This window comes from Marinobacter sp. NFXS9, assembly GCF_040148665.1.
GTDB classification, from domain to species: Bacteria; Pseudomonadota; Gammaproteobacteria; order Pseudomonadales; family Oleiphilaceae; genus Marinobacter_A; species Marinobacter_A mangrovi.
On record NZ_JAGDDW010000002.1, the window covers coordinates 133,045 to 156,610 of the forward strand.

The following is a 23,566-nucleotide window of genomic DNA, read 5'->3' on the forward strand; positions in this document are numbered from 1 at the left end:
TAAGTAAAACCGAAGTAGAAGTAAAAAGGAGTGATCGATGGCGCTGACAAAGTGTAAGGAATGCAAAAAAGAGGTTTCGACAAAAGCTGAAAAGTGCCCGCATTGCGGGGTCAAGAATCCCGGTATGTCGGCCAAGGATACGCTGGTCGGAGCTGTCGGCCTGTTTGTGATTGTGGTCATCGGGTGGGCGATTTTTGGGCCTGATGACGAGCCGGATTCAGAACCTTCAAAAACACAGCAGTCTGAAAAATCAGCTGATGAACTGGCTGCGGAAAAAGCGGCTAAAGCTGAGGAATGCCGGAAGGATATTCAGTGCTGGGGGCGTGAAAACGTGGCTTCAGCAACCACTTTGTGTGTTCAGGCAGTCGAGCGTCGAGCCAAGTATGAGGTGAAGTGGACCGATGGCTTTGCAGACATGAAACTGAGCCGACGCGGCTGGCTGGATGAAGATAAGGGGACGCTGTCCTACTACGGTGACCAGGTTCAATTCTCTAATGGCTACGGTGCATTCGAGAACTATATCTATAGATGCGATTACGATCCAAATACCGACACACTTTTGGACCTTCAGATGGAGCCTGGTCGAATCTGAACCGCGGCTTTATCCCGATTTTGTTTCAGCATTGAGCGCGGAGACCATACCGCTATCACTCAAACTGTGACTGGTCCGCGTGACTACCCAATCCCGGCTGTTGATCTGCGGCTTCAGCCCGCCGACCTTCAGCCGGTATTCAGGCCCCACCTCCGGCCGCCCCCTGGCCAATGTTATTCCGAACTCTGCTTCACCCCTCTGGATTCGCTTCAATTCTGCCCAGGCGGCCGCCTCGGCTTCGTCCTTGTTGGGGTAGGTGCCGCGCAGTCGCTTTAGCCGGTCGTCGGTTCCGGCTGTTACCTGCACCTGCTGGCCCTGTTCCAGGTCGTCATAGAACGCTGCGACGCCGGTGTAATCCTCGCGATCGGTTTCCCGGTAATCGTAGCTGTCGCCGTCCCCAGGCGTGACGGTGATGACGGGCAGGGCGGTACCGCGGACGGTTTCCGCCTGGCCGCGCGGTGTGAACAGCAGCCGGCCGTGCTTCACGGCCGCGATCGCGTCGTGCTTCTGGCCCAGCCGGGTCAGCAGGTTGAGGTCGGATTCGTCGGTCTGGTCCAGGTGTTCAACGACGGTGCTGGCCAGTTGGTCCTGAACGACGGCTTTCAGGTCGTTATTGGCGGCGATGGTGCCGACGATGTCGCCGATGCTCGTCTGGTGCCAGCTTCGGGTCTGGCGTGCGGGCAGCTGTTTGCGCATGTCGGCGCTGCGGGCGGTGATGCTGATCTGGTCCGGCGGGCCGCTGAAACGGGCCTCGTCCACGATGAAGGTGCCTTTCTCCACCAGGGCCTGGCCACGCCAACCGATGGCCAGCTCGATTTCGGCGCCCTTGGGCGGGATCTCCAGGGCGCTGTCGTGGTCGCTTAGGGTGATGCTCAGCGTGTCGGCCTCGTCACCCGGGGTTTCGTCCAGGGTCAGGTCGATCAGGCGGCCATTCACGGTGGGCGTGATGTTGGTGCCGTTGACGATCAGGCGATAGGCGGGGGACAGGTGATCCATCAGGCGATCAGGCCTCCACCGTTGCTGCGTCGCGGGCTATAAAGCCCCAGGCCGACGGCCGCGTCCCGGTTGGTGGCAGCGCGATCGCGCAGGGACTGGAAGTCGGCGTCGTCGACGCGCACCAGCTGGATGGTGAAGTCGATCTTCTGGGGCACGCCGTCCCGGAAGAAGACGGTGCTGGTCTCCTGGATGTCGGTGATGCTCCAGAAGCCGTACACGCGGCCGGAGCCTTCGATCAGCGGCCAGGCTTTCCCCTCGTCGGCCATAATGCGCACGTCGTCCAGCGTCACGCGGCCGCCGGTGATTTCCGGCATCAGGGTGCCGGACAGGGTGATGCGATCCTCGCCCGGGCCCAGGTACTGGTAAGCCGGGCGCTGACCGGTCCGGTTCTGGCTCGGGTGGCGCCATTGGGTGCTGCGCTGCAGCTGCTGGTAGGGCAGGGACTTCACTTCGAACACGAACATGCCCAGCGTCATCATCATGGCGTTACTCTCCCATCAAGACCGATCGTACAGGGCGCTGCGGGCCCGGGTGGCTTTGCGGCGGTCGCGCTCCTCGAGGATGCGTTGAACCTGCGCGGCGACTTCCTCGGCGCTCTGCCCGGGGGCGGCGTAGACGTTGAAGGTGTACTGGTCGCCGCCGCTCTGGGTTGCGGCCGGGGCTTGAGCCGCGACGGGCGGCCGGCTGTCGAACTGGACGCTACCGGCAGCGGCCGGCAGGGCGGCGGCACCAATGGCGATGCCTGCACCGGCCCGGCGTACCCGGCGGCCGAAGCCGCTAACTTGCTTGAGCGCGTGGGGCTCCTGCTGTTCCAGCCCCTTGCGGTAGCCTTCCAGCGTGTCACGGCCTGCGCCCATGAAGACGCGCGAGGGCGATTTGATACCCAGCACGTCCTTGAACCAGCCGATGGTGGCCTTGCCGGCGTTAACGATGGTGTCCTTCACCTTCTTGAGTCCGCCGGTAATGCCGCCCACCAGACCCTCCAGGATCTGCGATCCAAAGCCAGTGAACGTGTCGGGCAGGTCCACGCCAAACCAGCTGAGAACCTTGCTGAAGGCCTTGTAGAACAGGCCGAGCGGTGACCAGTTCAAGATCAGCTTGCCAATCCCGGATAGGCCGCCGTCGAATGCGGCTTTGATATCGCGCCAGCGGTCGCTGAACCAGCCGGTGATCCCGTCCCAGTTTTTGTAGATGAGGTACACGGCGCCGCCGATCGCGGCGGCTATGCCTGTGATGATCAATCCGATCGGGTTGGCAGCAATCGCCAGGCCGATGGCTTTGATGCCGGCCGCGATCGCCGGCAAGCCGCCGGCGAGCCCGATGATGGCGCTGGAGGCCGAGAAGATCGCCTTACCGAATGCCAGGATGGTCATGACCGGCTTGAGGGCAAAGATAAAGGCTAGGATCATTCCTAGGTTGTCGAAGCCACCGACCAAGGTCGCCAGGCTCGTCACAAGGCTGGCGACAGTTCTCGCTCCAGCTGCGATACCAGAGAAGAGGTCTTTGGCAACTGGCAATGCACTTCTGAATCCATCACTGAGGCTACTCGCGAAGGAATTCACTTCGCTACGATTTTCTTTAAGCCAATCGACGGATTCGCTCATGACATCTGTAAAGAAGGGTAAAAGCTCGGTAGCTATCGTGTTCCTAACACCTTGAAGGCCGCCTTGAACACGGCGCCATTCCTTCATGTATGCGCGCGCATCCTTAGCGCCCTTGCCTCCTACAGTTGCGCCCAGATCCTCTGCTTCGCTTTTTAGCGTCCCGATTTCCTTGGCGCTTAGACTGGCTACTTCGGCCAGCTGCTCACCACCAGTACCACCGAAAAGCTCATCAGCGAGTCTCTGACGAGCAGCAACATTCTCGATGGACCTCATTCGGTTGAGGACCATTTGCATGAGTCTGTCGGTATCTCCGGATGCGGCGGCCAGCTCCTTCTGTCCAAGTCCAAGCCGCTGGAATGCATCGGCGGCAGGCCCTTTTCCAGTGACGGCAAACTCATCGGTACGCAGCGACAGTTCCTTTATCGCGTCAATCATGGCGTCACTATCAACACCAAATTGTCGGCCAAGGTATTGCCACTCACTCAAGGATTTAGTGGCAAGCCCGAGCCGTTTGGCCCACTGGTCGACCTCTTCAGCGTTCTCAGCGTAACCATGAGAAATCAGCCCCAAGGTGCCCCCAATAGTGGCACCACCGACAGCCAAAGTTCGGCTTGCCTTACCCACCTCGCTCGTCATGTTGTTGAACTTGCCGCTAACGTCGGCTTTGCCGAGCTTGTCCAGGTAGCGTTTCTGGCGTTGGATCCGGTCGTTGGCCTTGACCATGCGATCGGCCAGGCGCTGTTCTTCCTGGGACAGGTTGCGGGTGTCGACGCCGGCCTGTTTCAGCCGGTCACGGACGCGCCCCAGTTCCTTGCGCTGCTGCTGGCCGGTGGCAGTGAACTTGTCCACCTCCCGCCGGGCCTTGTTGTACTGGGATCGCAGTTTATCGGTGGGCTTGCTGGTGTTGCGCAGCTCGTCGCCCAGCTGGCGCACGCGCTCCTGGGCGGTGTTCAGGGACTGGGAATTCTCCCGGATGGAGCGGTCCAGCTTCTTGAACGAGGACACGTCCCGCTGGGAGGCCTTGAGCTGTTTGATTTCCTGCTGGTTCTGCTTCAGCGCCCGGGCGGTGCCGGTGGACGTGGCGTTGATCTTCTTGAGGGGACCGGTGATCTTGTCACGGGCGGCCAGGATGACCTGCAGGTCCAGGGACTTGTTGGCCATTATTCCTCCGGCTGGCTGCGCTTGCGGGCCTGTTCCCGCCACTCCATGAGTTCACTGATCGGCATGCTGGCCATGGCAGAGGGCGACCAATGGAAGATGGCCGCCACGTCTGCCATGGCATCTTCAACGCGGCGGGGGATCAGCCCTTGTGCCGCTTCTGCAGCAAAAAACCGGCGATTTCCTTGCCGCACTCGGTCAGATCGGCCGGGTCCATGTTGCGTACTTCGGGTTCGGTCAGGGTGGGTGTGCTGATGCGGGGCACCAGCTTGGTGATGCTGTCCACGTCGAGATTGATCACTTCGGCCAGGCTCAGGCCGCGCAGTTCGCCGGCCATGGGCTTGCGCAGTTTCACCTGGTCGATCTTCTCGCTCTCGCGGGTGATCGGCGTGTCCAGGTCGACGGTGACGGTTTCTGTCTTGCTCATGGGTCAGGGGTCCTTACAGGCCAAGGTTGCTGCGGCGTTCCTTGAGGCGATCGACACCGCCGATCTTCTCGACCATGCCGGGCACGTCGATTTCCACCACGTCTTCGCCGTCGATGGTCAGCTTGTAGTAGCTGAGGGTGGTGGTGACGCTCTGGGTGTTGTCGCTGCCGGCTTCGGCGTCGCCCATGTTGATCTCGCTGTGGCGGCCGCGGACGACGATTTCGACGGGGACGGTCTGGCCGGTGTCGTCGCGCTCGTAGCTGCCGGCGAAGCGCAGCATGTCGGCGTCCATCTGGCTGGTACCGAAGTTGTCGAACAGCTCGGGGATCAGGCCGGCCGGCGTCCACTGGAACTGGAGCTTCTGCATGCCGTGGTCGATATCGACCGGGGCCGCCATACCGCCGCCCCGGAATTCCTCCATCTGGCGGGCCAGCGGCGGCAGCGTGAGGGACGCGATCATGCCCTGCCAGTTGTCGCCGTTGCCGAACAGGTTGAAGTCTTTGAGCTTCTTGGGAAGTGCCATGGTTCAGTGCTCCTTTACGCGGCTACACGGCTGGCGAAGTCCGCCAGGTACTGGTCGGTGATGCGCTGGCGCAGCATCAGGTTTTCCAGCGGCGGTACCGGGGTGTAGTCGTAATCGATGTACAGCTTGCCGGCCTTCAGCGTGTCCTTGGTGTTGATCTCGCTGTCGAACCAGGCGCGGGCGTCGATGATCAGTCCCAGGTTCTTAAGCTCCCGGAACTTGGCGTTGATGCCCTCGATGATGTCCTTGGCCAGCGAGGGGTGCATGGGCTTGTCCACGGCCCACATGTGCGCCTCGGCGATGGTGTCGGCCAGGATCTGGGCGGTGCGGGTGTAGTTCTCGAACGCGAATAGCGGATCTGCGCTGCACGTGCGGGAGCCCCAGAAGCGGAAGCCTTCGCGTTGGATCAGGGTGGTGACGTCGTTGGCGTTGAGCTGGCCGGCGTCGGTGTTCGGGTCCTGCAGGTCCCAGTGGATGTCCTTGTCGATGCCGGTGACGCCGTTCACGGCCACGTTGGACAGCGTCTTGTGCCAGCCCACGGTCTGGTCGATCAGCGAGCGCAGGCCCATGGCCCGGGCGACGGCATAGGCGGTGCCGGTGGTCGCCGTGTTCACGTCGAATGCGGTGAAGTCCGGGAAGATCAGCATCAGCTCGCGGGCACCGAAGCCGTCCCGGTACAGGATCGCTTCTTCCAGGGTGGCGCAGCCGTAGCAGCTGGCGTACAGGAAGGCGCGGAGTTTCTGGGCGATGGTGATGCCGGCGGCGGTGACGTTCTCGGTATCAAGACCAGGCACACCCAGAATGCGCGGTTTCACGCCCAGGTTCTGCTCGGCGGACAGCAGGGCCTGCAGACCGGTCTTCTTGCCGGCGGCCGTGGTGGTGCCGATGACGTTGTCTTCGGTCGCGGCTTCGTCGGCGCCTTCCTCGACACGGACGATGACAACGGTGGCGGATGCCTGGTCGGCGATGGCGTCCAGGGCGCCGGGCAGGGTGCCCTTGGTACCCGCGTCGCCGATCGCGCCGGACAGGTCGGTGACCAGAACGGGCGTGTTCAGCGGGAAGGGCTCGTCTTCGCCGCCTTCCAGGGCGGTGACGCCAATGGCGTTGACCACACCGGTGCCGTCGTTGCCGGCATCGAGTGCGGCGGTAACCAGGGCGTTGGCTTCGGCGCTGTTGCCGATGGCAGTGATGACCTCGCTGGCCGTGCTGGTGATGTCGCCCTGGGCGTCGGTGGCCAGGCTGACGGTGATGGCGTTGCCGGCGACGGTCACGGCCAGGGCGGACGAGGCCGCGCCCGGATCCACATACTGGACGGTGATGTTGTTGCCGGCGACGCCTACGGCTGCGGCGGTGTAAACGATGTCGGCATTGTCGGCGATGGGGCGCAGGGTGGCTTCGGCGGCCACGCCGGCCAGCGCCTCGGGAGCGGTCGCCACCAGCCCAATGACGGCGGTTGCGACGGTGCGAATGGTCCGTGTGCCCTCGTTGATCTCAAGAACACGGACGCCGTGATGGTATTGGTCGGGCATGACGCCTCCAGGTCATCTATGTGGCGGTGGTTTAACTGCCATGATGAACGCTGGAGGCTGTGGCGCTATGGGCCGGACTTGTGTGGAGCTAATGAACAATATTGCACTGATACCAGCCATATAGGCGAACACTCAGTACCATGATCCGCCGTCGCCATGAGGGTACACTCAGTTCCCTCAAACTGGAATCGAATAGCGCGTTGGCCGCCGACCAACCACGACCTTCGATTAAGGCGTAGTCATGGACGGCGGCAGCCAGGAAATACTCCCCGACAGGGGGGAACACTGGCCAGAATATTCTCGGGACTGTGGCGCCATCCGTGGCAAACCCCATCGGAACACTGACACCGCTAATGGTTACTTCCTCCTGGAGCACGTAGCGGGCACGCTTTCTCCAGGCGGTTGGGATCTGGATTTCGACCCGAACGGATTTCATCAGCGCACCGGCCAGCTGCTCATGACCGCATCGGCGCCATTTGGCAGGTAGCCGAGCGCTTCCAAAGCCTGCAGGCCTTCATGCAGATCAGGGTCCGCCTTCTCTACGCGGTCGGCCAGTTCGATCTTGATCCACATGGCCGACAGCTGCTCGTCAGCCCGGGCCTGAACCAGCATCGTGTCCGTCGTCCCGCCCGCACGCTGACAGAGCTTAACGAACTGGGTTTTGCTTAGTGGAGCCGGGTTTTTCAATGTCTTCAGTGGCATCAGGCTACCCTCACATAGAGTGGCTTTTCGGAGTCTGAGTCCGTTTTTCGGGTGAGCATTCCAACATGTTTTTCAAACGCCAATACGTTTGCCTGTGCAACGTTCAGAGCCCAGAGTGACGTTCCATCAAATGCCAAGCCCCTGGCAATGGTCATGTCCGACGATGCGCTAATCGAAAAAGATTCCCCTGTTAGACCGGCGGCGGGACTGATTTCCAGCACACGGCCATTGCCTGTTGCCACCCACAGGGACCCTGCTGCGTAGGCAAAGCTCCAACCATTGCCTGATTGGGCACCGTAATTAAAAGAGACTCCCGTGTAATTGCCATCGAGATCATACTGGTAGATGCAGGCTAACGATGAGTCTGATCCTGCGCCGGTTTTATCCAAAGCCCACAGATGGGTGCCATCGAATGCAACTCCTTCCAGCGTATTCACCTGGTTGCCAACGGCCACGGAATCACCCGTGAAGTTGAAAGCCGAATCGACCTTATGAATTCGGTTTCCTGAGGTGGTTGCCATCCAGAAATTGGTGCCGTCCCATGCCATCCCAGTAATCGTAGATAGACTCGTTGGGATTGCTTCAATAAAGGTTCCATCGGGCGCATATTTGTGAACAATATTGGCTGCACCAATGACATAAAAGAAGCTGCCGTCCCAGGTGATTGCCGTTGGATTTGTCTCTTGACCGCCTACGCTAAACGATTTGTTGAAATAGGCACCAAAACTCTTAGCAGCTAGGGGGTACTCATTAATGTCATTCGATACTGTGCCAGACCGCAGCCATTGGCTGCCGTTTGCTTCGGTGTAAAGAGGGTCGGTTGTGTTCATCGGTGCGATGCTGTTGATTGGTAGAGCACTACTACCACCGCCACCCAGTCTGATTGGCATCTCAAATCTCCCATTGGTTTCCTGTCATGACGAATTCGGCCTGGACATCGCCATTGATGATGATTTCAGTATCGGCTCCTCGATCCGTGTTGATTTGGGATCCGCCGGCGACTGAGATAACTGGCTCGACATCTGGTCGTGAGGCCACGATGATCGACTCCCCGGATTTCACCGACTCGGGCGCGGGCAGCGTGTAGGTGCCGGCCGCTGTGATGAAGTGCTTCTGGCTGACGGCGAGCGCTCCCGGGGTGTCGACGATCTGCCAATTCAAGCGGCTGTTCACCCAGGCGCGGGAGGCGAAGATCACCGTCGGATCAATCACCAGGTCCACCGCGTCGGCGCTCTCAACCTGCAGGAAAATCCGAACCGTGAGCTCGCGGCCGGAGCCCTCCGCCACGATTGGCTTGTAGGTTTCAGGGAAGTTCGCGATTGCGATCAGGTTGCCCTGGTCATCCCAGACGCCGGCCTCACGAACCGTGAACCCGCCCTGATCCATGGGAATGACCATCTCGGCCACCAGTTGATCGGGGTTGGCCGGATCGATACTCAGTTGGCTGATCGCTGCCCGGTATACCTCATTGGACAGAGCCGTCATGGCTTCGGTGGGCATAACATCAGAGCCGTTGCCATCGCCCACGGACATTTCAGTCAGGCTGATTGTTTGCTGTAGCGCCAGCGCGTTAGCGATTCGGGCGCGGCCGATCGTGGTGATCAGGCTGTAAAAGCTGCTCATTGTGGGTAGACCTCTGCGCTGTCATAAACTGCGAAACCGGACTGAGCAACGGCGCGACCGTAGGACTCAATGGCGGTGGATTGGTACGGATAGACGTCGACCGATTCGCCGATGGTGAGTGCCGACGCAACGAAGATGCTGCCGGGCAGCTTGGCGATCAGCTTCAGGTCGTAGTGGCTGCGCACGTTCTTTGAACGGTCGATGATTCGCTGGGCCAACTGGATCTGATCCTCGTCCAGGGGCGTGTCGGTAATCTCAACCTCCACGTCGAAGGTGTAGGGCTCGGCGCCGTTCTGGAACCACTCGGTCAGCTTTGCATCGAAGCCCAGGGCCCCGATGGCGGTCTTCACTGCTCCGACCGTGCCTTTACGGTTGTGCACGTCGTAGGAGGCGGAGATCACGGCCCGCTTTTGCTGCTCTGTCCAGCTGTCTTTCCAGGTGTCGACGGAGAAGGCCCAGGCGAGCCAGGGCAGAATTTCCGCGGGGCAGGTCTGCGGATTCCAGAGATGTGAAATGGCCAACAGCAGATCGCTGGATCTAGCCATGGTGGCTTCCAGGTCACGCTCCTGATCGGTTGTGCTCGGTGGCAGCAGGCTATTCATCGACACCACCAATGATGACGTTCACGGAGGTGCAACTGGGCGCCTGGTGGGTCGCAATGGCGATATCGGCCACCGGGCTGTTCAATGTTACCTTCTGGACGCCCTCCTGGTGAAGCGCTGCGTATATCGCTGAAAGGCTTACATCCCGGCCGAGTCGGCTACTCTCTTCGATGTGTAACTGAATGGCGGCCGTTGCTGCCTGCAGGACTACGTTACCATCCGGGCCAGGGTAGAGGGTGAGCTCAGCATCGATGGTGTAATTCACGATTTCTGCACTTTGCACGGTGACCTGGTCCGTCAAAGGCCGGATTTCTTCGGCTGAAAGCGTTGCGTCGACTGCATCGAGTAGAGCCGCGGGCGCTGTGCCGTCTCCGGAGCGGGACAGGACATATACAACAGCCTGGCCCGGGCTTGGGGAGTCAACGCTGGCATCGAGCACATCGGCATCAGCACCGAGTGCGTGGAATAGGTAGTTGCCAATGGACCCCGCAGTGCTCAAGCCTTCGAATGCCAGTTGCACGCGGCGGCGTAGACTGGAATCGTCTTCCATTGTGGGGTCAATTGGAGGCTGAGCGGCCGGATCGCCCGGATCGATCACCAGGCGCTCGACGTTGTAACGAGCGGCGATCTGGTCGAGATCAGAGTCCATGGCGTAGGCCAACATGACCGATCGGGCGGCCTCGTTTATGCGTTGGCGCAGGATGGTTTCCCGAAAAGCGGCCACTTCCAGTAATTTGATTGCAGGCTCGGACTCCAGAATGGCGTCGAAGTCTTCCGATCGCGATTTCAGATCATCGATCATGGCCTGAAGGATCACCTCATAGTCGATCACCTCGACGACGTCGGGCGAGGGCAGTTTCGATAGGTCTACTGCAGTGAATGCGCCCGCCATCAGATGCCCCTCCCGGTGTTGAGTGAGATAGAAAGAGAGTGCCGCTCTTGGCCATCCCCGCTTTTAACCAGGACATCCATCTCGATGACAGCAGCACCTGGTTGATTGCTTCGCACCAGGTTCACGACTCGCTCTACCTGAATCCGTGGCTCCCATTCATTCAAGGCAGTGATCACAGCCGCATAGGCGCGTAGCAGTGTGGCTCCGTTCAGTGGTTGATCGATCAGCGAGGGCAGAAGCGAACCGTACTCACGGCGCATCACTCGGCTACCCACGGGCGTGGACAGGATGTCGGCCATGCTTTGCTGGATATGCTCGAGGCCACTCAGGCGTTTACCACTGGTCGCGCTCATTCCGATCATGGACACCTCACGTCACGGGCCAGGAGCCGGCGCTGCTGCCACCGGATACCTCAGCCGTCGCGTTGGTCTGAATTTCGTCAACCACGGCATTGGCGATTGCCTGGGCCATCCGCTCTACCCAGCTGTGCTGCCCGTTTGAGTTGGCGCCGAAGGCTTCCATCTCGGAAACGATCCGGTTTTTCAGTTGAGCCTTGTCCATTGCCATATCACTTGCCCGCCGTTACTGTGCTGGAGCCATCACCGTGGGGAAGGCCGGTGAAGTGGCAGACGTGACCGGTGGTGACCACCGGGTTTCCATCGTTGTGGTGAATCTTCTCGGCGTTGACCTTACAGATGCCGGCCACGGCGGTCGTGGCATTGCCACCGACGTTAACCGTGGCATCGCCCGTAATGTTCACGTTCACCTTGCCTACCAGGTTGGCGACGAGCTGCTTTTTCACGTGGTCATAGGTGATCTCGCTGCCGTCCGGATAGACCCGCTTGTGCTCGTCCGGGCTGCTGGATGGGGCGTTCTGCCGGAACAGGCCGGTGATGATGATGGCCTGGGCCAGGTCGCCGGAAGGTGAGATAAGAACCACCTGTTCCCCCTCGGTGGGCGGATCCCAGTCGACTGTGGTACCGGCTCGCAAGGTGATCCAGCGTTGCCAGCCGGTCAGGTTGTCGCCCGCTTGCACCCGGGCACGGGCGCGGTCGTGGTCCACTTCGGCAATGGTGCCGATGCGGATCAGGTTGTTGATCAGGCGGAAGGCTTCAGCAAGCGTATTCATGGCGCCAGTTTGGGCGTGAGGTCGCGCGGGCGGGAAGTCGGGCGTCTTGTCGGGGGCGGACCCACAAAATCCGCTAGGGCTCGATGTGCTCCAGGACACGATCGGCGATCCGTTCCAGGTCCTCGCGTCCAAAGCCGAGCAGGCGGCGGGCCGGGTAGTCGTAAACCGGGCCGTCCTTGTCCACTTTGGCGCGAAGGCCGAAGTGGTGAATGGCGGCGATGCGCCCCACGGGACCGGCGAACGCCAGTCCGGCTTCGTCCGGGCTGGTGCGGATCTTCAGGTATTTGGCGGTGCGCAGCTTGGTGAACATGGCCTTCTTGCGGATCGCGCCTTTCTTCCCCCGCAGATTCCGTTTCTTGCGGGGTTCCCAGCGCTGACCATCCGGATCTTCCTGCTGCTTCATCCGCTCCTGGTTGGCCTTGCGCAGGTCCCGGGATATCACCTTCATCAGCTTGCGCCGCTCGGCCGTATCCATCTTGCGCAGGAGCGGTTCGACCCAGCCGGAGAGGGCGTCGATGTCGTCAGTCATCGCCCGGTACCGGTTCGGCCAGGCCGTGCAGGTCGCTGATGATCTGCCATTCGGCGTCGGCGTTCATTTCCAGCGGTGGATCGGGCAGCACGTGTTCCACATCCAGACCCGCTTCGGTGGCGTTCACTATGACCCGTTCGGTGATGTTGACGGTCACGCTGATGTCGTAGCTGTTGTTGTTCAGCAGCTCGGCTTCGAAGCTGATGGAATTCTTCGGGTCAAAGCCCGGTTCCCTTACCAGCAGCCAGGACAGGATCGGGATGATGATCTCGTCCACCTCGCCGGCGTAGTCGGTAACGATCAGTCGCACGGGCAGCGTGTACTTGTGGCTCAGGTTGGTGCCCTGCCAACACTCGATGTTGCCGTCCTCGATGAAGGTCAGCAGCTTGTCCGGATTCTTCTTGAGGTGCCGGACGTTGGTCAGGATGTGGTTGCGCAGGTCGGCGAGCTTCTTCATTGCTGGGCCTCTTGCCGTTCTCGGATCGCCTGGACCAGGCCGTTATGGTGGATTTTGCAGCGGTGGTAGATGCCGGCCCATTCCTTCAGGGTGACCGCGGCTGTGCCGCCGGTGCCGTCAGTCAGATGGGGTAGCGTCTGCGGGCACCTCGTCAGTAAGTTTTCCTGGAAGGGCTGCGGTTTCCCCGTCTGCGGCAGCATTGAGCAGGCGGACAAGCTCAGGCTCAAAGCACACGCGCTTATAAATCGGCTTCTGCACTTCACGGATAATCCCCCGATCGATGATGCGTTCTGTTGGCTTCAGCTGGGCCAGCTTGTCCTGGACTTCCCGGGCGACCTTGGATTCCCGGTCCATGGCGGCGTCCAGGGTCTTTTCCATGGCTTCCTTCGCCGCCAGGTCTTTGCTGTCTTCAAACCAGCCCCGGGCCTGCCAGCCCGACCAGGCGATGACGGCGACCAGAAGCGCATAGCCGGCGATCTTCAGCTTGGTCATTCCTGCTTTCTCCCGCTGTTGACGTAGAAGCCGAACCAGGCGGCCGCACCGCCCACCACGGCGGACACGAAGGTGGACTGGGCGCCGGATGGATCCGGCAGGGCCATAAACCACGTGCAGATCTGCCAGACCAGGACGCCGTACATCAGCACCAGCAGGCGCGGCACGACCCGCCAGGCGTCAAGCTGCTGCGGCGTGAGTTTCACGGGATCTCCCCATTGCACGGTGACGGTCGTAGGCCGCGGCCAGGCGCGTGTCGTAGTGGTTGCGGGTGTAGGCGGGGCCGTTGTACTGCTCGGCGAAGGACCGCCAATCCCGGGCCTTCAGCGCGGCGTGAAGCCCGCTGTCCAGCTTGATGAAGCGGACGAAGGCGTCCAGGTGTTCGGCCTCGTTCTGGATCATCTTGTGGTAGAAGTCCTGGGCGGACGTGTAGCCCAGCGCCTGCCAGTGGAAGCCCATGATCTGGAACAGGCCCCAGCTGGCTGACTCGATGGCCACGGGTTCGGCAATGGAGCAGGCACGACGCAGCCGGCGCCATTCCCCCTCGCCACCGATATAACCGCCGGGTTTCGGGTTGACGATGTTGGGGAACTTCTCGGCGTTGTGCTCGCGCTCGGCAGGCTCCAGGCGACGGTACATGACGTGGCGTTCGAACAGGATGTCCGGGCGGCCGGATGGCAGGAATCCCGTCTCGCGGCTCTCGACTTCCGTCACCGCCTTGATCGCCGCGACCTGCACACCCAGTTTTCGGGCAGCGGCCTTGATGTCGCCTTCGCGCAGGGCCTTGCGCCCGATCTCGGACGGCGTGGTGGGGTCCAGTGCGGCGAAGGTGGCCGGACCGGCGATGCCGTCCACGAACAGGCCGGCTTTGCGTTGGAAGCGGGTCACGGCCTTTTCGGTCTCGTCGCCGAACCAGCCATCCACGGACAGTGAAGCGCCGGTTGCGTTCAGTTTGTTCTGCAGGGCGGTGACCTGTTGGCCAACGTCGCCGTGTTGAAGTGTCACTGTGCGGGTCCTCCGATTGCGATGCTGAGCAGGTTGACCACCTGGCCGCGGAACATAAGCATCAGGCCGCCGATGCCCATCAGCACCCAGATGGCACCGGCCGCAAAGGCAATTTTCTTGCCCATGGATCCCACCTTGTCGGTCAGGCCGGTGATGGCGACGGTCGTGGCGCTGGCGTTGTCATTCAGCGCGTTCAGGGTGTCGCGCTTGTCCTGATCCATGCGACGACGGAAGGCGTTCAGCGCGGAGTGAGTCTCCCGGTGGGACTCCTGCTGTTCCTGCCGGGCTTCCCGGAAGTCGTGGCGAATTTCAGTCACGGCGTGCTCGAGGGCCTGGACGCGGGGTTGCAGCTGTTCCAGTTCCCTGATCCTCGCCGCCAGATCGTGCGTGACCATGTCGTATAGCCTCTGGTCGGAATGTTCTTCCGCCATGCTGTCTCCACTCAGTCCCATAGTTGAACGGTCGTCCGGGTTGGCGCTTCAGCAACTTCTGGCAGGGTGACCTTGGTACCTGTTGGCAAAATCGGGCCCAGCTCAGCCAGGCCCGGGTTGGCTTCGTAGACGGCCTCGGTGACGCCGGCGGTGTAGCCATAGTGCCGGTAGCAGATCCGGTCCACGGTGTCTCCCTGAATGGCGCGAACATCGGCGGCCATCAGATCAGCTCCACGGTGGTCCGGTGGTTACCCAGGATGTCGGCAATCGCCCAGGCCGCGTCCCGGCGGTAGTCGCCATCGGTCGGTTCCAGGGCGTCGGCCCGGTCATGACCGGTGCCGGTGGTGTCATAGTCCCGGTACCGCTCCACCAGGTTGGCTTTGGCCAGTGACCATACCGCCCGCTTATACAGCCGGGTGTAATAGCCGTCTGGCTGCCAGGCCGGCTGTGCCACCTCGTCCAGGGCGGTCGCGCCCGCGGCCTGTTGTTCCTGCATCCACTCGGCCAGCTGCCCGTTGACGTCAGACATCGCGATTTCCAGAGCGGGAACGGCGCGTTCATTGGTCACGGTGCCATCGAGGCGGATGGCCTCGCGGAACGTGTCCAGGTCCAGATCCGGGAAAAAAGCGGCGTTGGTGATGGTGACGGGCTCGGTGGTGCCACCGGCAGCGATCAGGCTCATGGTGCCTCCGGATGAAGGCGGTGGACGGGGCCGTAGAGCTGTTGGCGTGGCCTTGGCTCAGGGCCCCGTGCCGCCTGGCGTCGGGGTGCCGACTCGGTACCGGCTACTGGCCGGAATCCTTCAGTTCTTTTTCCAGGCGCTGGATGTCCTGTTTCACGCCGACGCGCTCGCTCAGTTCCAGGGCCCGCTTGAGCGACTGCAGGGCGATTTCCTTGTCCCCAATGTCGCGTTCCAGGTAGCCCAGGGCCTTGAACAGCTTCGCCTTCACCTGGTCGTGCATGTCCGCATCCGCGAAGCATTCGACGGTCCGGTGAAGCTGTTCCAGGATGTCGGGTTTGCCTTCGGCCTTGTCGTCGAGCTTCAGGGCGAAGTCGGCCACTTCCTCGGCCACCAGATTCGCGGTGTCCCGCTGATACCGGTCGGGCGTCTTCAGATCATGGGCGACGGCGTATTCCGCAATGTCGAGACCGGTCTTCAGGTCGCCGATATCCAGGTGCCAAACCATCAGGGTCATCAGGACGTCATCCTGCTGGCCTTTGCCGGCTTCCAGAACGCCCTGGACGTAACCGTCGTAATTGGGCAGCAGCTCGCGCTTGGCTTCGATCTTGCGCTCGATGCTCTGGATGTCGTGCAGCCGACGAGTGTCTTCGATGATGGCCGCGCGGTGCAGCTCGTAGCTGTCACCCTGCGGCTTGGTCGGTGTGGCGGTGGCCGCGTCCTTGGCGGCCATCGCTTTCTGGAAGTGTTTACGTGCTGGGCTGACCATGACGCCTCCCTTACACCAGAGTGATGTTTTCGACGACCGCACCGGCACCGAAGTCTTCGATCACGTAGGCCTCGTTAGAGGACTCGTAGTTCTCGATGCGGTTGCGCTTCGGGTTGTCGATGATGTGCCGTCGGCGGCTGCCGTTCTGGTAGTAGATCGACAGGTTTTCCGGCGTGGTGATCAGCAGGGTGCCGTCCGGTACGAAGGGCACCTGCATGCCCTGCAGGCCGCCGATGCGCTTCTGGCTGACCAGCATGTCCAGCGCCTGCTGTTCGGTCGGGGCGTTGTTCTGGTTGATGATCGGGAAGTACTTGTCGCTCATCAGCTTGCGACCAACGATGACGACCAGGTCCGGATTCTCGCGGTACCACGGGTCGATCATTTCGTTGACCACGTCATACACCAGAGCGTCCAGGTTTTCGTAGTCGCCGCCGGCGCCAACATTAACGGCCCCGGATGAGGCAACTACCTCGCTCATTACCCGAGCGGCTGCGTTGTTGCGGTACTGCTGCAACCAGCCGATGTTCACGTCCTCCAGGAGCGGATTGGCGGTCCGGTCGGTTTCCGTGGCCGCGCTGGTGCCGTTGAAGCCGACCATGATGCGGTCAAGGGCCTGCTGGCGCAGGATGGCGTCGCGGACCATGGCCTGGAATTCCGGGAACTTCGCCCAGGCATCGATACGAGCGTAGGGCAGCGCGGTGTCGAACTCCGTCAGGAAACATTCGTAGCCATTGGCGCCCAGATCGGCGACATCGCGCGGCGTGCGATCCTTGGCGGACGTATCGGTGCGCCCGGCGATGGTGGAGCCCACGCCCAGGCCGATCTTCTCGCCCTTGATTTCGTCCACCCCGAACATGTTGATGCGGCCCAGGAAGGCACTGGATTCCTGAATGCGCCGTTCAAGGGTCTGCTGGACAGACGGTTCTACCGCGAAGCTCTCGGTGGAGGATTCCACTCCGTTCAGCTCGGCGATCCGGCGGCGGAGCTTGTTGAATTGCACTCTGGATTCATTACGCATAGTCAGTCGTTCCTTCAGCAGTCGGTGAGGTTAGAAGCGTCACCGCCGGTGGCCGGTGGGCGTTGGCTGTGATGGTGCGGGCTGTTCTCCAGCTCGGCGCTCAGGGCGTCGAATTTCTGCTGGAGGGCGTCGTGGTCCAGCTTCAACTGGTTGAAGCTGGCGTCCCGGGATTCCAGCTCGCCCTGCAGCTTCTGGGTCTCGCCGACGAACAGTTCCAGGGTCTTTTCCAGGTCCGTCCGGAAGTCAGCGAACTTGGCGGCGTTGGCGTCGCGGTGCTTGGAGAACAGCGCCTTGACCTTGTTGAACAGCGATGGCTCGTCCGAACCCGGCTGGTCGCCGCCGTCTTCCGTGAAGTCGAATTCGGCTTCCATGGCCGCGGAGAACAGGTTTTCGGGGCGCTGCTTGCGGTCGCTCAGGGGGTTATGCGTCGCCTGGCTGCTGAACTGCAGCATTTCGGTGCCGAGAGAAGCGGGTGAGTCGGTGACGGCCAAACCGACCAGGTAGGCTTCGCCGGTGTCGGAAAACTCGGGATCCACTTCGATGGAGGTGTAGATCTTCTGGCGATCCTTGTTCATCGCGATCAGATCCTTGGTCGGCTCGATCTGGGCGTGCAGCTCCATCTTGCCGTCGGCGTTTTCTTCAGCGCGCAGGCCATGGACATCGCCCAGCGCCTTGAACGGTCCATCGGCCAACATGCCGCGCATGTGTTCCAGCCAGACCCGGGCGCCGTACTTGGCGGGGTCGAAGTTCGCGGCCATCTGTTCGATCCAGGCCCGGCTGATCGCCCGGCCATCGGTGGTGGCACCTTCGGTGGCCACGCGGAACCATTTTTTCATCTTGCCTCTCCAGTGCTGTTGGGCGATGCTGTACGTCTCAAGTGCCACCAGATTCGTGCCACAGCCCATCGAAGCCAACCGGTTGCGGTTGTCCCGTTTTCCCCGACAAATCCCCGCGCAGTGATGCCAGGCCGGCAGCCTTTACGCTGGCTGCATGGATAACGCCGTCGAATCTGATTACCGCGAACACTTCGTTGAGGCCCGCACCCTGTACTGGATGGGATGGCGGCCGCAGCGCATTGCCGAAAAACTGGGTATCAGTCCGCAGCTTTTCAGCAACTGGAAGAAGCGCTTCAACTGGGATGAGTCCCAGCCGATCCAGCGGGTGGAAAGCTCGCTGGAAGCGCGAATGGTCCAGCTGATCTTCAAGGACGAGAAGGAAGGGAAGGACTTCAAGGAAATCGACCTGCTGGGCCGGCAGATCGAGAGGCTGGCGCGGGTTCACAAGTACGAGGAAACCGGCCGGGAATCAGACCTGAACCCGAAGATCCAGGAGCGCAACCGGGCCCCGCGCAAGGCTAAGAACGACATCGGTGAAGACGGCCTGGACCTGATCACCAGCGCGTTCGAGGAATCCCTGTTCGACTACCAGCACCGCTGGAAGGTCGCCGGCCTGACGCAGCGGATCCGGAACATCCTGAAATCCCGCCAGATCGGCGCCACCTGGTACTTTGCCCGGGAAGCGATCGTCGACGCCTTCCACACCGGCAAGAACAAGATTTTCCTCAGTGCCTCCAAAGCCCAGGCCCATGTGTTCCGGCAGTACATCGTCCAGTTCATCAAGGACACCTGCGGGGTGGAGCTGCGGGGCGATCCGCTGGTCCTTCCGAATGGCGCGACGCTCTATTTTCTCGGTACCAACGTCCGCACCGCCCAGAGTTACCACGGCGATCTGTATATGGACGAGTACTTCTGGATCCAGAACTTCCAGGAGTTCCGGAAGGTGGCGTCCGGCATGGCCATGCACAAGAAGTGGAGCCAGACCTACTTTTCCACGCCTTCAGCGGTTACCCACGATGCCTACCCGTTCTGGACCGGTGAGCTGTTCAACAAGCGCCGGGCCAAGGACAAGCGAGTCACGGTCGACACATCCCATGCGGCGCTGGCCAATGGCCTGGCATGCGACGACGGCCAATGGCGCCAGATCGTGACGGTGGAAGATGCCATGCAGGGCGGTTGCGACCTGTTCGATATCGACCAGCTGCGCCTCGAGTACTCGGAAGACGAATTCGCAAACCTGCTGATGTGCCAGTTCGTGGACGATACGCACGCGGTGTTCCCGTTGGCCAAGCTGCAGCGCTGCATGGTCGACAGCTGGGTGGAATGGCGAGAGCTGAAGCCCTACGCCGATCGGCCGCTGGGCGATATGGAAGTCTGGATCGGTTACGACCCGTCCGGTAGCGGTGAGGATGGGGATGGTGCCGGCCTGGTGGTGGTGCTGCCGTCAAAGTCCGCCAATCGACCGCACCGGATTGTCGAGAAAATCCGCCTTCGCGGCCTCGACTATGAGCAGCAGGCTGAGCAAATCAGGAAGCTCACCTTCCGCTACAACGTGTCCTACATCGGAATGGACACCACCGGCCTGGGCGAAGCGGTGGCGGAACTGGTCGAAAAATTCTTCCCGGCGGTGACTCGCTTCAACTACTCGCCAGACGTGAAGGCCCGGCTGGTGATCAAAACGCAGAACATCATCGATCGCGGTCGGCTGCAGTTCGACGCCGGCTGGACGGATATGGCCCAAAGCTTCATGGCGATCCGCCGCGGCATGACCGATTCGCAACGCCACATCACCTACAAATCCGGCCGCCGTGAGGACACGGGCCATGCCGACCTGGCATGGGCTGCGATGCACGCGCTGGCAAACGAACCCCTCGAAGGTCCCACCGAGCAGCGGGGCAGCATGATGGAGATTTACTGATGGCCCAATCCCAACACGTCGAAGCGTTCACGTTTGGCGATCCGGTACCGGTGATGGACCGGTACGACATGCTTTACACCGGCTGTTGGATGGCCGGCCAGGACTACTACGAACCGCCAGTGGACATGTCGGCGCTGGCCAAGTCCTACCGGGCCACCGCTCACCATGGCAGTGCGCTCCAGGTGAAGCGAAACATCCTGGTTAAGTCATTCCAGCCGACCAGCTTCCTGAGCCGCCAGGACTTCTCGCGCATGGCACTGGATTACCTGGTGTTCGGCAACCTCTACGGCGAGCAGGTCGAGAATCGATTGGGGCGTCTGATCCGGATCAAACCGATCCTGGCCAAATACACCCGGCGCGGTGTGAAAGAGGATTCCTACTGGTGGGTTCACGACTGGCTGCAGCAGACCGAGTTCGAGAAGGGGAGTGTGGTTCACCTGATGGAACCGGACATCGACCAGGAGCTGTACGGCGTGCCCGACTATATCGGCTCCCTGCAGTCGGCCTGGTTGAACGAGAGCGCCACGCTGTTCCGCCGCAAATACTACCAAAACGGTTCCCACGCCGGATTCATCATGTACATGACCGATGCGGCCCAGCAGCAGGAAGACATCGACAACCTACGCCAGGCTCTGCGCGATGCCAAAGGCCCGGGCAACTTCAAGAACCTGTTCGTCTACGCACCCAACGGGAAGAAGGACGGCATGCAGGTGATCCCTGTCAGTGAAGTGGCGGCGAAGGACGAGTTCTGGAACATCAAGAACGCCACTCGCGACGATCAACTGGCCGGGCATCGGGTACCGCCCCAGCTGATGGGCATCATCCCCACGAACACATCCGGCTTCGGTGACTCCGAAAAGGCTGCCCGGGTGTTTGCAGCCAACGAACTGGAGCCCCTTCAGGAACGGCTGCTGGAGATGAACGACATCGTGGGTAAAGAGGTGATCAAGTTCCGGCCGTACACCCTGGGTGAAGCTGCCAGTTAAACCAGTCACAGCGCGATAGCGTCAGCGCCTTGGCCACCTGCGGGTGGCCTTTTTTATTGCCCGCAGGAATCCCGCCCAATATCCCGCCACACGCGTCGAGAAATGTGCGAATAACTATCGTTGGCTTTCCGATCTGCATCTGTGCCAGCTCACGAGGCAAGCCATGCAGAGGCGCCACGGGATCCCCCCGGGTGGGGTGGCACTGGGTGAAGCTCGCGGTCACCCCGCCCCGCCTGCGGGCTCTTGGTGCAGCGATTTATCAACGCCCCCAGATCATCAAGCGCCCGAGTACCGTAACTCATTGATATTTGCCCGCCGGGTATCTGATAAAACAGGCGGTCATCGGAAAAGTGTAACAGGTGTAACAGCGCTTTTTTTGGATTGTAAGTGCCCGTTATTATTGAGAAAACCCTGTTACAGTCAAAACGTAACAAAGTGCAACAAAAGTGCTACACCGTTGATTTTATTGGGGCTGGTTTTCGGCTTCTGTAACAGTACCTAAGTGTAACGTGTTACGTTTTTAACTCTAAAAGTGTAACAAGCAATAGGCTTTAAATTCAGATAGATAGAACCGTAAATTACACTTATTGCACTTGTTACAGTTTTCCGAAGCCCCGCAGGATTCTGAGCCAGCAGAGCCTATGCGCATGCGCACACACGCGTATATCACTCGAAACTCGCGAGCTTTTATAAACAAAAGATGGGAGAACTGGCCGCCGTAAAAGGAAGGGGTGGGGAGGTCATCGGCGGCCGTGATGGGGAGTTGCTACAACGGGCACCAGGTTTCTTTCGTGCCGCCGTCATACTCGTGAGCGAGGCCGGCATTCATCACCTGGTCCGCGATGTTGGTTCCGTCGACATAGACATCAGCGACAACCCGGAAGTACTTTCCCCGATCCAGGTTGCGCAGCTCGACTTGTTGCGCGCCGGCCAGGATGCCTCGGACCAGGTCCCGGGCCTCGTAAGCCTTCGTTTTCTCGTTCTCGCAATGGGCGCGGATCTCTGGTGTGTCGATTCCGCTAATGCGCACGCCGATTTCTTCGCCGAGAAGGCGTGGCCACTCGCGAATGTTCACTGTGATCGTGTCTCCGTCGTAAACCCGGACCACCTCGTCTACCCTGACGCTCCCGTAGTCAGCCAGCGCGGCGGCCGGCAACAGCGCCAATACTGCTGCGAATCTCACGCTCGATATCTCCTTTTCTGGTTTATTGCAGCACCAGCTGGGCGAATGACTGCTGCTGTTCTTCTGTAATTCCGTTCTGCAGGGCATCCAGGTAGTCGGCATACCACTGCATCATCAGTCGGCGCTGCTGCAGATACTTCGCCTTGTTGTAGACACCAGAGGCACCTTGGCGAACGTGGGAAAGCTGCATGTCGACGTAGGCTTCCCGCCATCCGTGTTCGTTGAGCAAGGTAGATGCGGTGTGTCTGGATCCGTGGCCGACCAGCTTTCCCTTGTAACCAATCAGAGCGATCGCCGCGTTTATCGTGCCGTGGGAGATGACCTGGTTTCCCCGGACGCCTGGGAACAGATAACGCTTGGTGCCGGTTATCTCCTTCAGGCATTTGAGCATCCGGACGAGCTGGTCCGGCAACGGAACCAGGTGATCCCGGCTCTTCTTCATCTTGAGTCCGGAAATAGACCAAAGGGCTTCGTCCAGGTCCAGTTCGCTCCATTCGGCGAGCCTTACCATGCCCGGCCTCGAGGCGGTGAGCAGCACCATCTGAACAGCTACCCGGGTGGTGTAGAGGCTGTTGGAGTTTTCCAGGGACTGGAGGAAGTCGGGCAGGTCCGGTTCCAGCAGGTGCGGATGATGTTTGGTTGGCGGTGCCTTTGCGGCTACGTGTCTCAGTTCGCTGGCAGGGTTGAGGTCACACTTGCCCTGGGCGATCGCCTGGCTGAATATCTGGTTCAGCCAGATCCGGACCTTTTTGGCGATATGCCAGGCGCCGCGGTTTTCTATCTTCTCCTGGATCATCGTGCAGTCGGCCCGGGTCACCTGATCGGCAGCCTTGCGCTTCAGCGGGGGGATGATGTCTTTATCCAGCGCGTCCTTCATCATCCGCAGGGTCTTTGTGGAAACGCCATCGGCTTCCTTTCTCCGGTACCAGTCCCAGGCAACGTCTGAAAATCGCGGCTTTGATTTTCCGGACTCGTCCAGTTTGCTCAGATCGATACCATCGGCGGCCATCGCATTGAGCCTGGCAGCTTCCTTTCGTGCGGCCTTGCCTGACATCTGGGGAAAGCGGCCGATCCCTTTCCACGACCAATTCCCATTCGGGCGCTTATATCGCAGGTTCCAGGATTTGGTACCATTCGGCTTCACTCGGATGTAGAGGCCGTCGCCGTCCAGCTCTCGGTACTCGATGCTTTCAGGCTCCAGGGAGTTCAGCACCGTATCGGCCAGGGGGCGGCGTTTTATCTGGTTTCGCTTCATGGGCGTGTATACCTACTGCAGAACAACAGCGATCGGACGCGACGAGCCGAATGGTATACACGAGGGGATACAATAAAAAAAGGGCTGGTGTGGTTACGCTAGGTTAGACCCGGTTAACCAACACCAGCCATAAATGAGCCTGTTGCAGGGTTTTACGACACGTCAGGTGACGTGAGGTTACTTCCCATAGCTCCTGATGAGAGAGACCAAATGAAACGACCGTTCTCACTT

General features: G+C 60.7%; 32 protein-coding genes. 3 read left to right on the forward strand and 29 right to left on the reverse strand.

Annotated elements, in window-relative coordinates; translation table 11 throughout:
- Positions 1-37 precede the first annotated feature (37 nt).
- The gene (locus J3364_RS04210; RefSeq protein ID WP_349557025.1) at positions 38-592 is read left to right on the forward strand and encodes a hypothetical protein; all 555 of its coding nucleotides are present in this window, start codon (positions 38-40) and stop codon (positions 590-592) included.
- A gap of 9 nt (positions 593-601) precedes the next feature.
- Here the strand turns inward: J3364_RS04210 and J3364_RS04215 are convergent, their stop codons facing one another.
- The 27 genes from J3364_RS04215 to J3364_RS04340 form a co-directional block, all read right to left on the reverse strand.
- Positions 602-1,588, reverse strand: a complete 987-nt coding sequence (locus J3364_RS04215) for a contractile injection system protein, VgrG/Pvc8 family (RefSeq protein ID WP_349557026.1) — start codon at positions 1,586-1,588, stop codon at positions 602-604.
- Entirely contained in the window at positions 1,588-2,070 is a 483-nt protein-coding gene (locus J3364_RS04220) for a phage tail protein (protein WP_349557028.1), read from the reverse strand. Before J3364_RS04220 ends, J3364_RS04215 begins: the two co-directional genes overlap by 1 nt.
- Positions 2,071-2,085: 15 nt before the next feature.
- Positions 2,086-4,353, reverse strand: coding sequence for a phage tail tape measure protein (locus J3364_RS04225; protein ID WP_349557030.1), 2,268 nt, complete (start codon positions 4,351-4,353; stop codon positions 2,086-2,088).
- The gene (locus J3364_RS04230) at positions 4,353-4,469 is read right to left on the reverse strand and encodes a GpE family phage tail protein (RefSeq protein ID WP_349557032.1); all 117 of its coding nucleotides are present in this window, start codon (positions 4,467-4,469) and stop codon (positions 4,353-4,355) included. The genes J3364_RS04225 and J3364_RS04230 overlap by 1 nt, the downstream gene beginning before the upstream one ends.
- 23 nt (positions 4,470-4,492) lie before the next feature.
- Positions 4,493-4,777, reverse strand: a complete 285-nt coding sequence (locus J3364_RS04235) for a phage tail assembly protein (RefSeq protein ID WP_349557034.1) — start codon at positions 4,775-4,777, stop codon at positions 4,493-4,495.
- Between the two features lie 13 nt (positions 4,778-4,790).
- Positions 4,791-5,300, reverse strand: a complete 510-nt coding sequence (locus J3364_RS04240; RefSeq protein WP_349557036.1) for a phage major tail tube protein — start codon at positions 5,298-5,300, stop codon at positions 4,791-4,793.
- A 14-nt stretch (positions 5,301-5,314) separates the two neighbouring features.
- Entirely contained in the window at positions 5,315-6,412 is a 1,098-nt protein-coding gene (locus tag J3364_RS04245; RefSeq protein WP_502882477.1) for a phage tail sheath protein, read from the reverse strand.
- 505 nt (positions 6,413-6,917) lie between these two features.
- Positions 6,918-7,265: a DUF1353 domain-containing protein gene (locus J3364_RS22595; RefSeq protein ID WP_502882471.1), complete on the reverse strand. Its 348-nt coding sequence runs from the start codon at positions 7,263-7,265 to the stop codon at positions 6,918-6,920.
- Complete coding sequence (locus J3364_RS04250) at positions 7,265-7,531, reverse strand: hypothetical protein (RefSeq protein ID WP_349557040.1); 267 nt, start codon at positions 7,529-7,531, stop codon at positions 7,265-7,267. Before J3364_RS04250 ends, J3364_RS22595 begins: the two co-directional genes overlap by 1 nt.
- A complete protein-coding gene (locus J3364_RS04255; protein WP_349557041.1) occupies positions 7,531-8,421 on the reverse strand; it encodes an NHL repeat-containing protein in 891 nt (296 codons plus the stop codon). The genes J3364_RS04250 and J3364_RS04255 overlap by 1 nt, the downstream gene beginning before the upstream one ends.
- 1 nt (position 8,422) lies before the next feature.
- Positions 8,423-9,154 carry a phage tail protein gene (locus tag J3364_RS04260; protein ID WP_349557042.1) on the reverse strand — a complete coding sequence of 244 codons (732 nt, stop codon included), beginning with the start codon at positions 9,152-9,154 and terminating at the stop codon, positions 8,423-8,425.
- On the reverse strand, positions 9,151-9,756 hold the full coding sequence (locus J3364_RS04265) for a phage tail protein I (protein WP_349557044.1): 606 nt from the start codon (positions 9,754-9,756) through the stop codon (positions 9,151-9,153). The genes J3364_RS04260 and J3364_RS04265 overlap by 4 nt, the downstream gene beginning before the upstream one ends.
- Positions 9,749-10,648 (reverse strand): baseplate assembly protein, encoded by a 900-nt coding sequence (locus J3364_RS04270; RefSeq protein WP_349557046.1) that lies wholly within the window; start codon positions 10,646-10,648, stop codon positions 9,749-9,751. The genes J3364_RS04265 and J3364_RS04270 overlap by 8 nt, the downstream gene beginning before the upstream one ends.
- Positions 10,648-11,010 (reverse strand): GPW/gp25 family protein, encoded by a 363-nt coding sequence (locus J3364_RS04275; RefSeq protein ID WP_349557047.1) that lies wholly within the window; start codon positions 11,008-11,010, stop codon positions 10,648-10,650. The genes J3364_RS04270 and J3364_RS04275 overlap by 1 nt, the downstream gene beginning before the upstream one ends.
- Positions 11,011-11,017: 7 nt before the next feature.
- Positions 11,018-11,215, reverse strand: coding sequence for a hypothetical protein (locus J3364_RS04280; RefSeq protein WP_349557049.1), 198 nt, complete (start codon positions 11,213-11,215; stop codon positions 11,018-11,020).
- 1 nt (position 11,216) lies between these two features.
- Complete coding sequence (locus tag J3364_RS04285; protein ID WP_349557051.1) at positions 11,217-11,777, reverse strand: phage baseplate assembly protein V; 561 nt, start codon at positions 11,775-11,777, stop codon at positions 11,217-11,219.
- Positions 11,778-11,850: 73 nt separating this feature from the next.
- Complete coding sequence (locus tag J3364_RS04290; RefSeq protein WP_349557052.1) at positions 11,851-12,306, reverse strand: phage virion morphogenesis protein; 456 nt, start codon at positions 12,304-12,306, stop codon at positions 11,851-11,853.
- On the reverse strand, positions 12,299-12,763 hold the full coding sequence (locus tag J3364_RS04295; protein ID WP_349557054.1) for a phage tail protein: 465 nt from the start codon (positions 12,761-12,763) through the stop codon (positions 12,299-12,301). The genes J3364_RS04290 and J3364_RS04295 overlap by 8 nt, the downstream gene beginning before the upstream one ends.
- A 117-nt stretch (positions 12,764-12,880) precedes the next feature.
- Complete coding sequence (locus J3364_RS04300; RefSeq protein WP_349557056.1) at positions 12,881-13,255, reverse strand: hypothetical protein; 375 nt, start codon at positions 13,253-13,255, stop codon at positions 12,881-12,883.
- Positions 13,252-13,461 (reverse strand): hypothetical protein, encoded by a 210-nt coding sequence (locus J3364_RS04305; RefSeq protein ID WP_349557057.1) that lies wholly within the window; start codon positions 13,459-13,461, stop codon positions 13,252-13,254. The genes J3364_RS04300 and J3364_RS04305 overlap by 4 nt, the downstream gene beginning before the upstream one ends.
- Positions 13,436-14,260 (reverse strand): N-acetylmuramidase domain-containing protein, encoded by an 825-nt coding sequence (locus tag J3364_RS04310; protein WP_349557059.1) that lies wholly within the window; start codon positions 14,258-14,260, stop codon positions 13,436-13,438. The genes J3364_RS04305 and J3364_RS04310 overlap by 26 nt, the downstream gene beginning before the upstream one ends.
- Entirely contained in the window at positions 14,257-14,691 is a 435-nt protein-coding gene (locus J3364_RS04315; protein WP_349557061.1) for a hypothetical protein, read from the reverse strand. Before J3364_RS04315 ends, J3364_RS04310 begins: the two co-directional genes overlap by 4 nt.
- A gap of 11 nt (positions 14,692-14,702) precedes the next feature.
- On the reverse strand, positions 14,703-14,912 hold the full coding sequence (locus J3364_RS04320; RefSeq protein WP_349557063.1) for a tail protein X: 210 nt from the start codon (positions 14,910-14,912) through the stop codon (positions 14,703-14,705).
- Positions 14,912-15,373: a head completion/stabilization protein gene (locus J3364_RS04325; protein ID WP_349557065.1), complete on the reverse strand. Its 462-nt coding sequence runs from the start codon at positions 15,371-15,373 to the stop codon at positions 14,912-14,914. Before J3364_RS04325 ends, J3364_RS04320 begins: the two co-directional genes overlap by 1 nt.
- 103 nt (positions 15,374-15,476) lie before the next feature.
- A complete protein-coding gene (gene gpM, locus J3364_RS04330; RefSeq protein ID WP_349557067.1) occupies positions 15,477-16,139 on the reverse strand; it encodes a phage terminase small subunit in 663 nt (220 codons plus the stop codon).
- Between the two features lie 10 nt (positions 16,140-16,149).
- Positions 16,150-17,157, reverse strand: a complete 1,008-nt coding sequence (locus tag J3364_RS04335; protein WP_349557069.1) for a phage major capsid protein, P2 family — start codon at positions 17,155-17,157, stop codon at positions 16,150-16,152.
- 14 nt (positions 17,158-17,171) lie between these two features.
- Entirely contained in the window at positions 17,172-17,993 is an 822-nt protein-coding gene (locus J3364_RS04340) for a GPO family capsid scaffolding protein (RefSeq protein WP_349557071.1), read from the reverse strand.
- 154 nt (positions 17,994-18,147) lie between these two features.
- Between J3364_RS04340 and J3364_RS04345 the strand changes: the two genes are divergently transcribed.
- Positions 18,148-19,911 (forward strand): terminase large subunit domain-containing protein, encoded by a 1,764-nt coding sequence (locus tag J3364_RS04345; protein ID WP_349557072.1) that lies wholly within the window; start codon positions 18,148-18,150, stop codon positions 19,909-19,911.
- A complete protein-coding gene (locus J3364_RS04350; protein ID WP_349557074.1) occupies positions 19,911-20,897 on the forward strand; it encodes a phage portal protein in 987 nt (328 codons plus the stop codon). Before J3364_RS04345 ends, J3364_RS04350 begins: the two co-directional genes overlap by 1 nt.
- A gap of 766 nt (positions 20,898-21,663) precedes the next feature.
- Here J3364_RS04350 and J3364_RS04355 read toward each other — a convergent pair.
- Entirely contained in the window at positions 21,664-22,080 is a 417-nt protein-coding gene (locus tag J3364_RS04355) for a thermonuclease family protein (RefSeq protein WP_349557075.1), read from the reverse strand.
- Between the two features lie 22 nt (positions 22,081-22,102).
- Positions 22,103-23,335, reverse strand: a complete 1,233-nt coding sequence (locus J3364_RS04360) for a tyrosine-type recombinase/integrase (RefSeq protein ID WP_349557077.1) — start codon at positions 23,333-23,335, stop codon at positions 22,103-22,105.
- Positions 23,336-23,566: the final 231 nt, after the last annotated feature.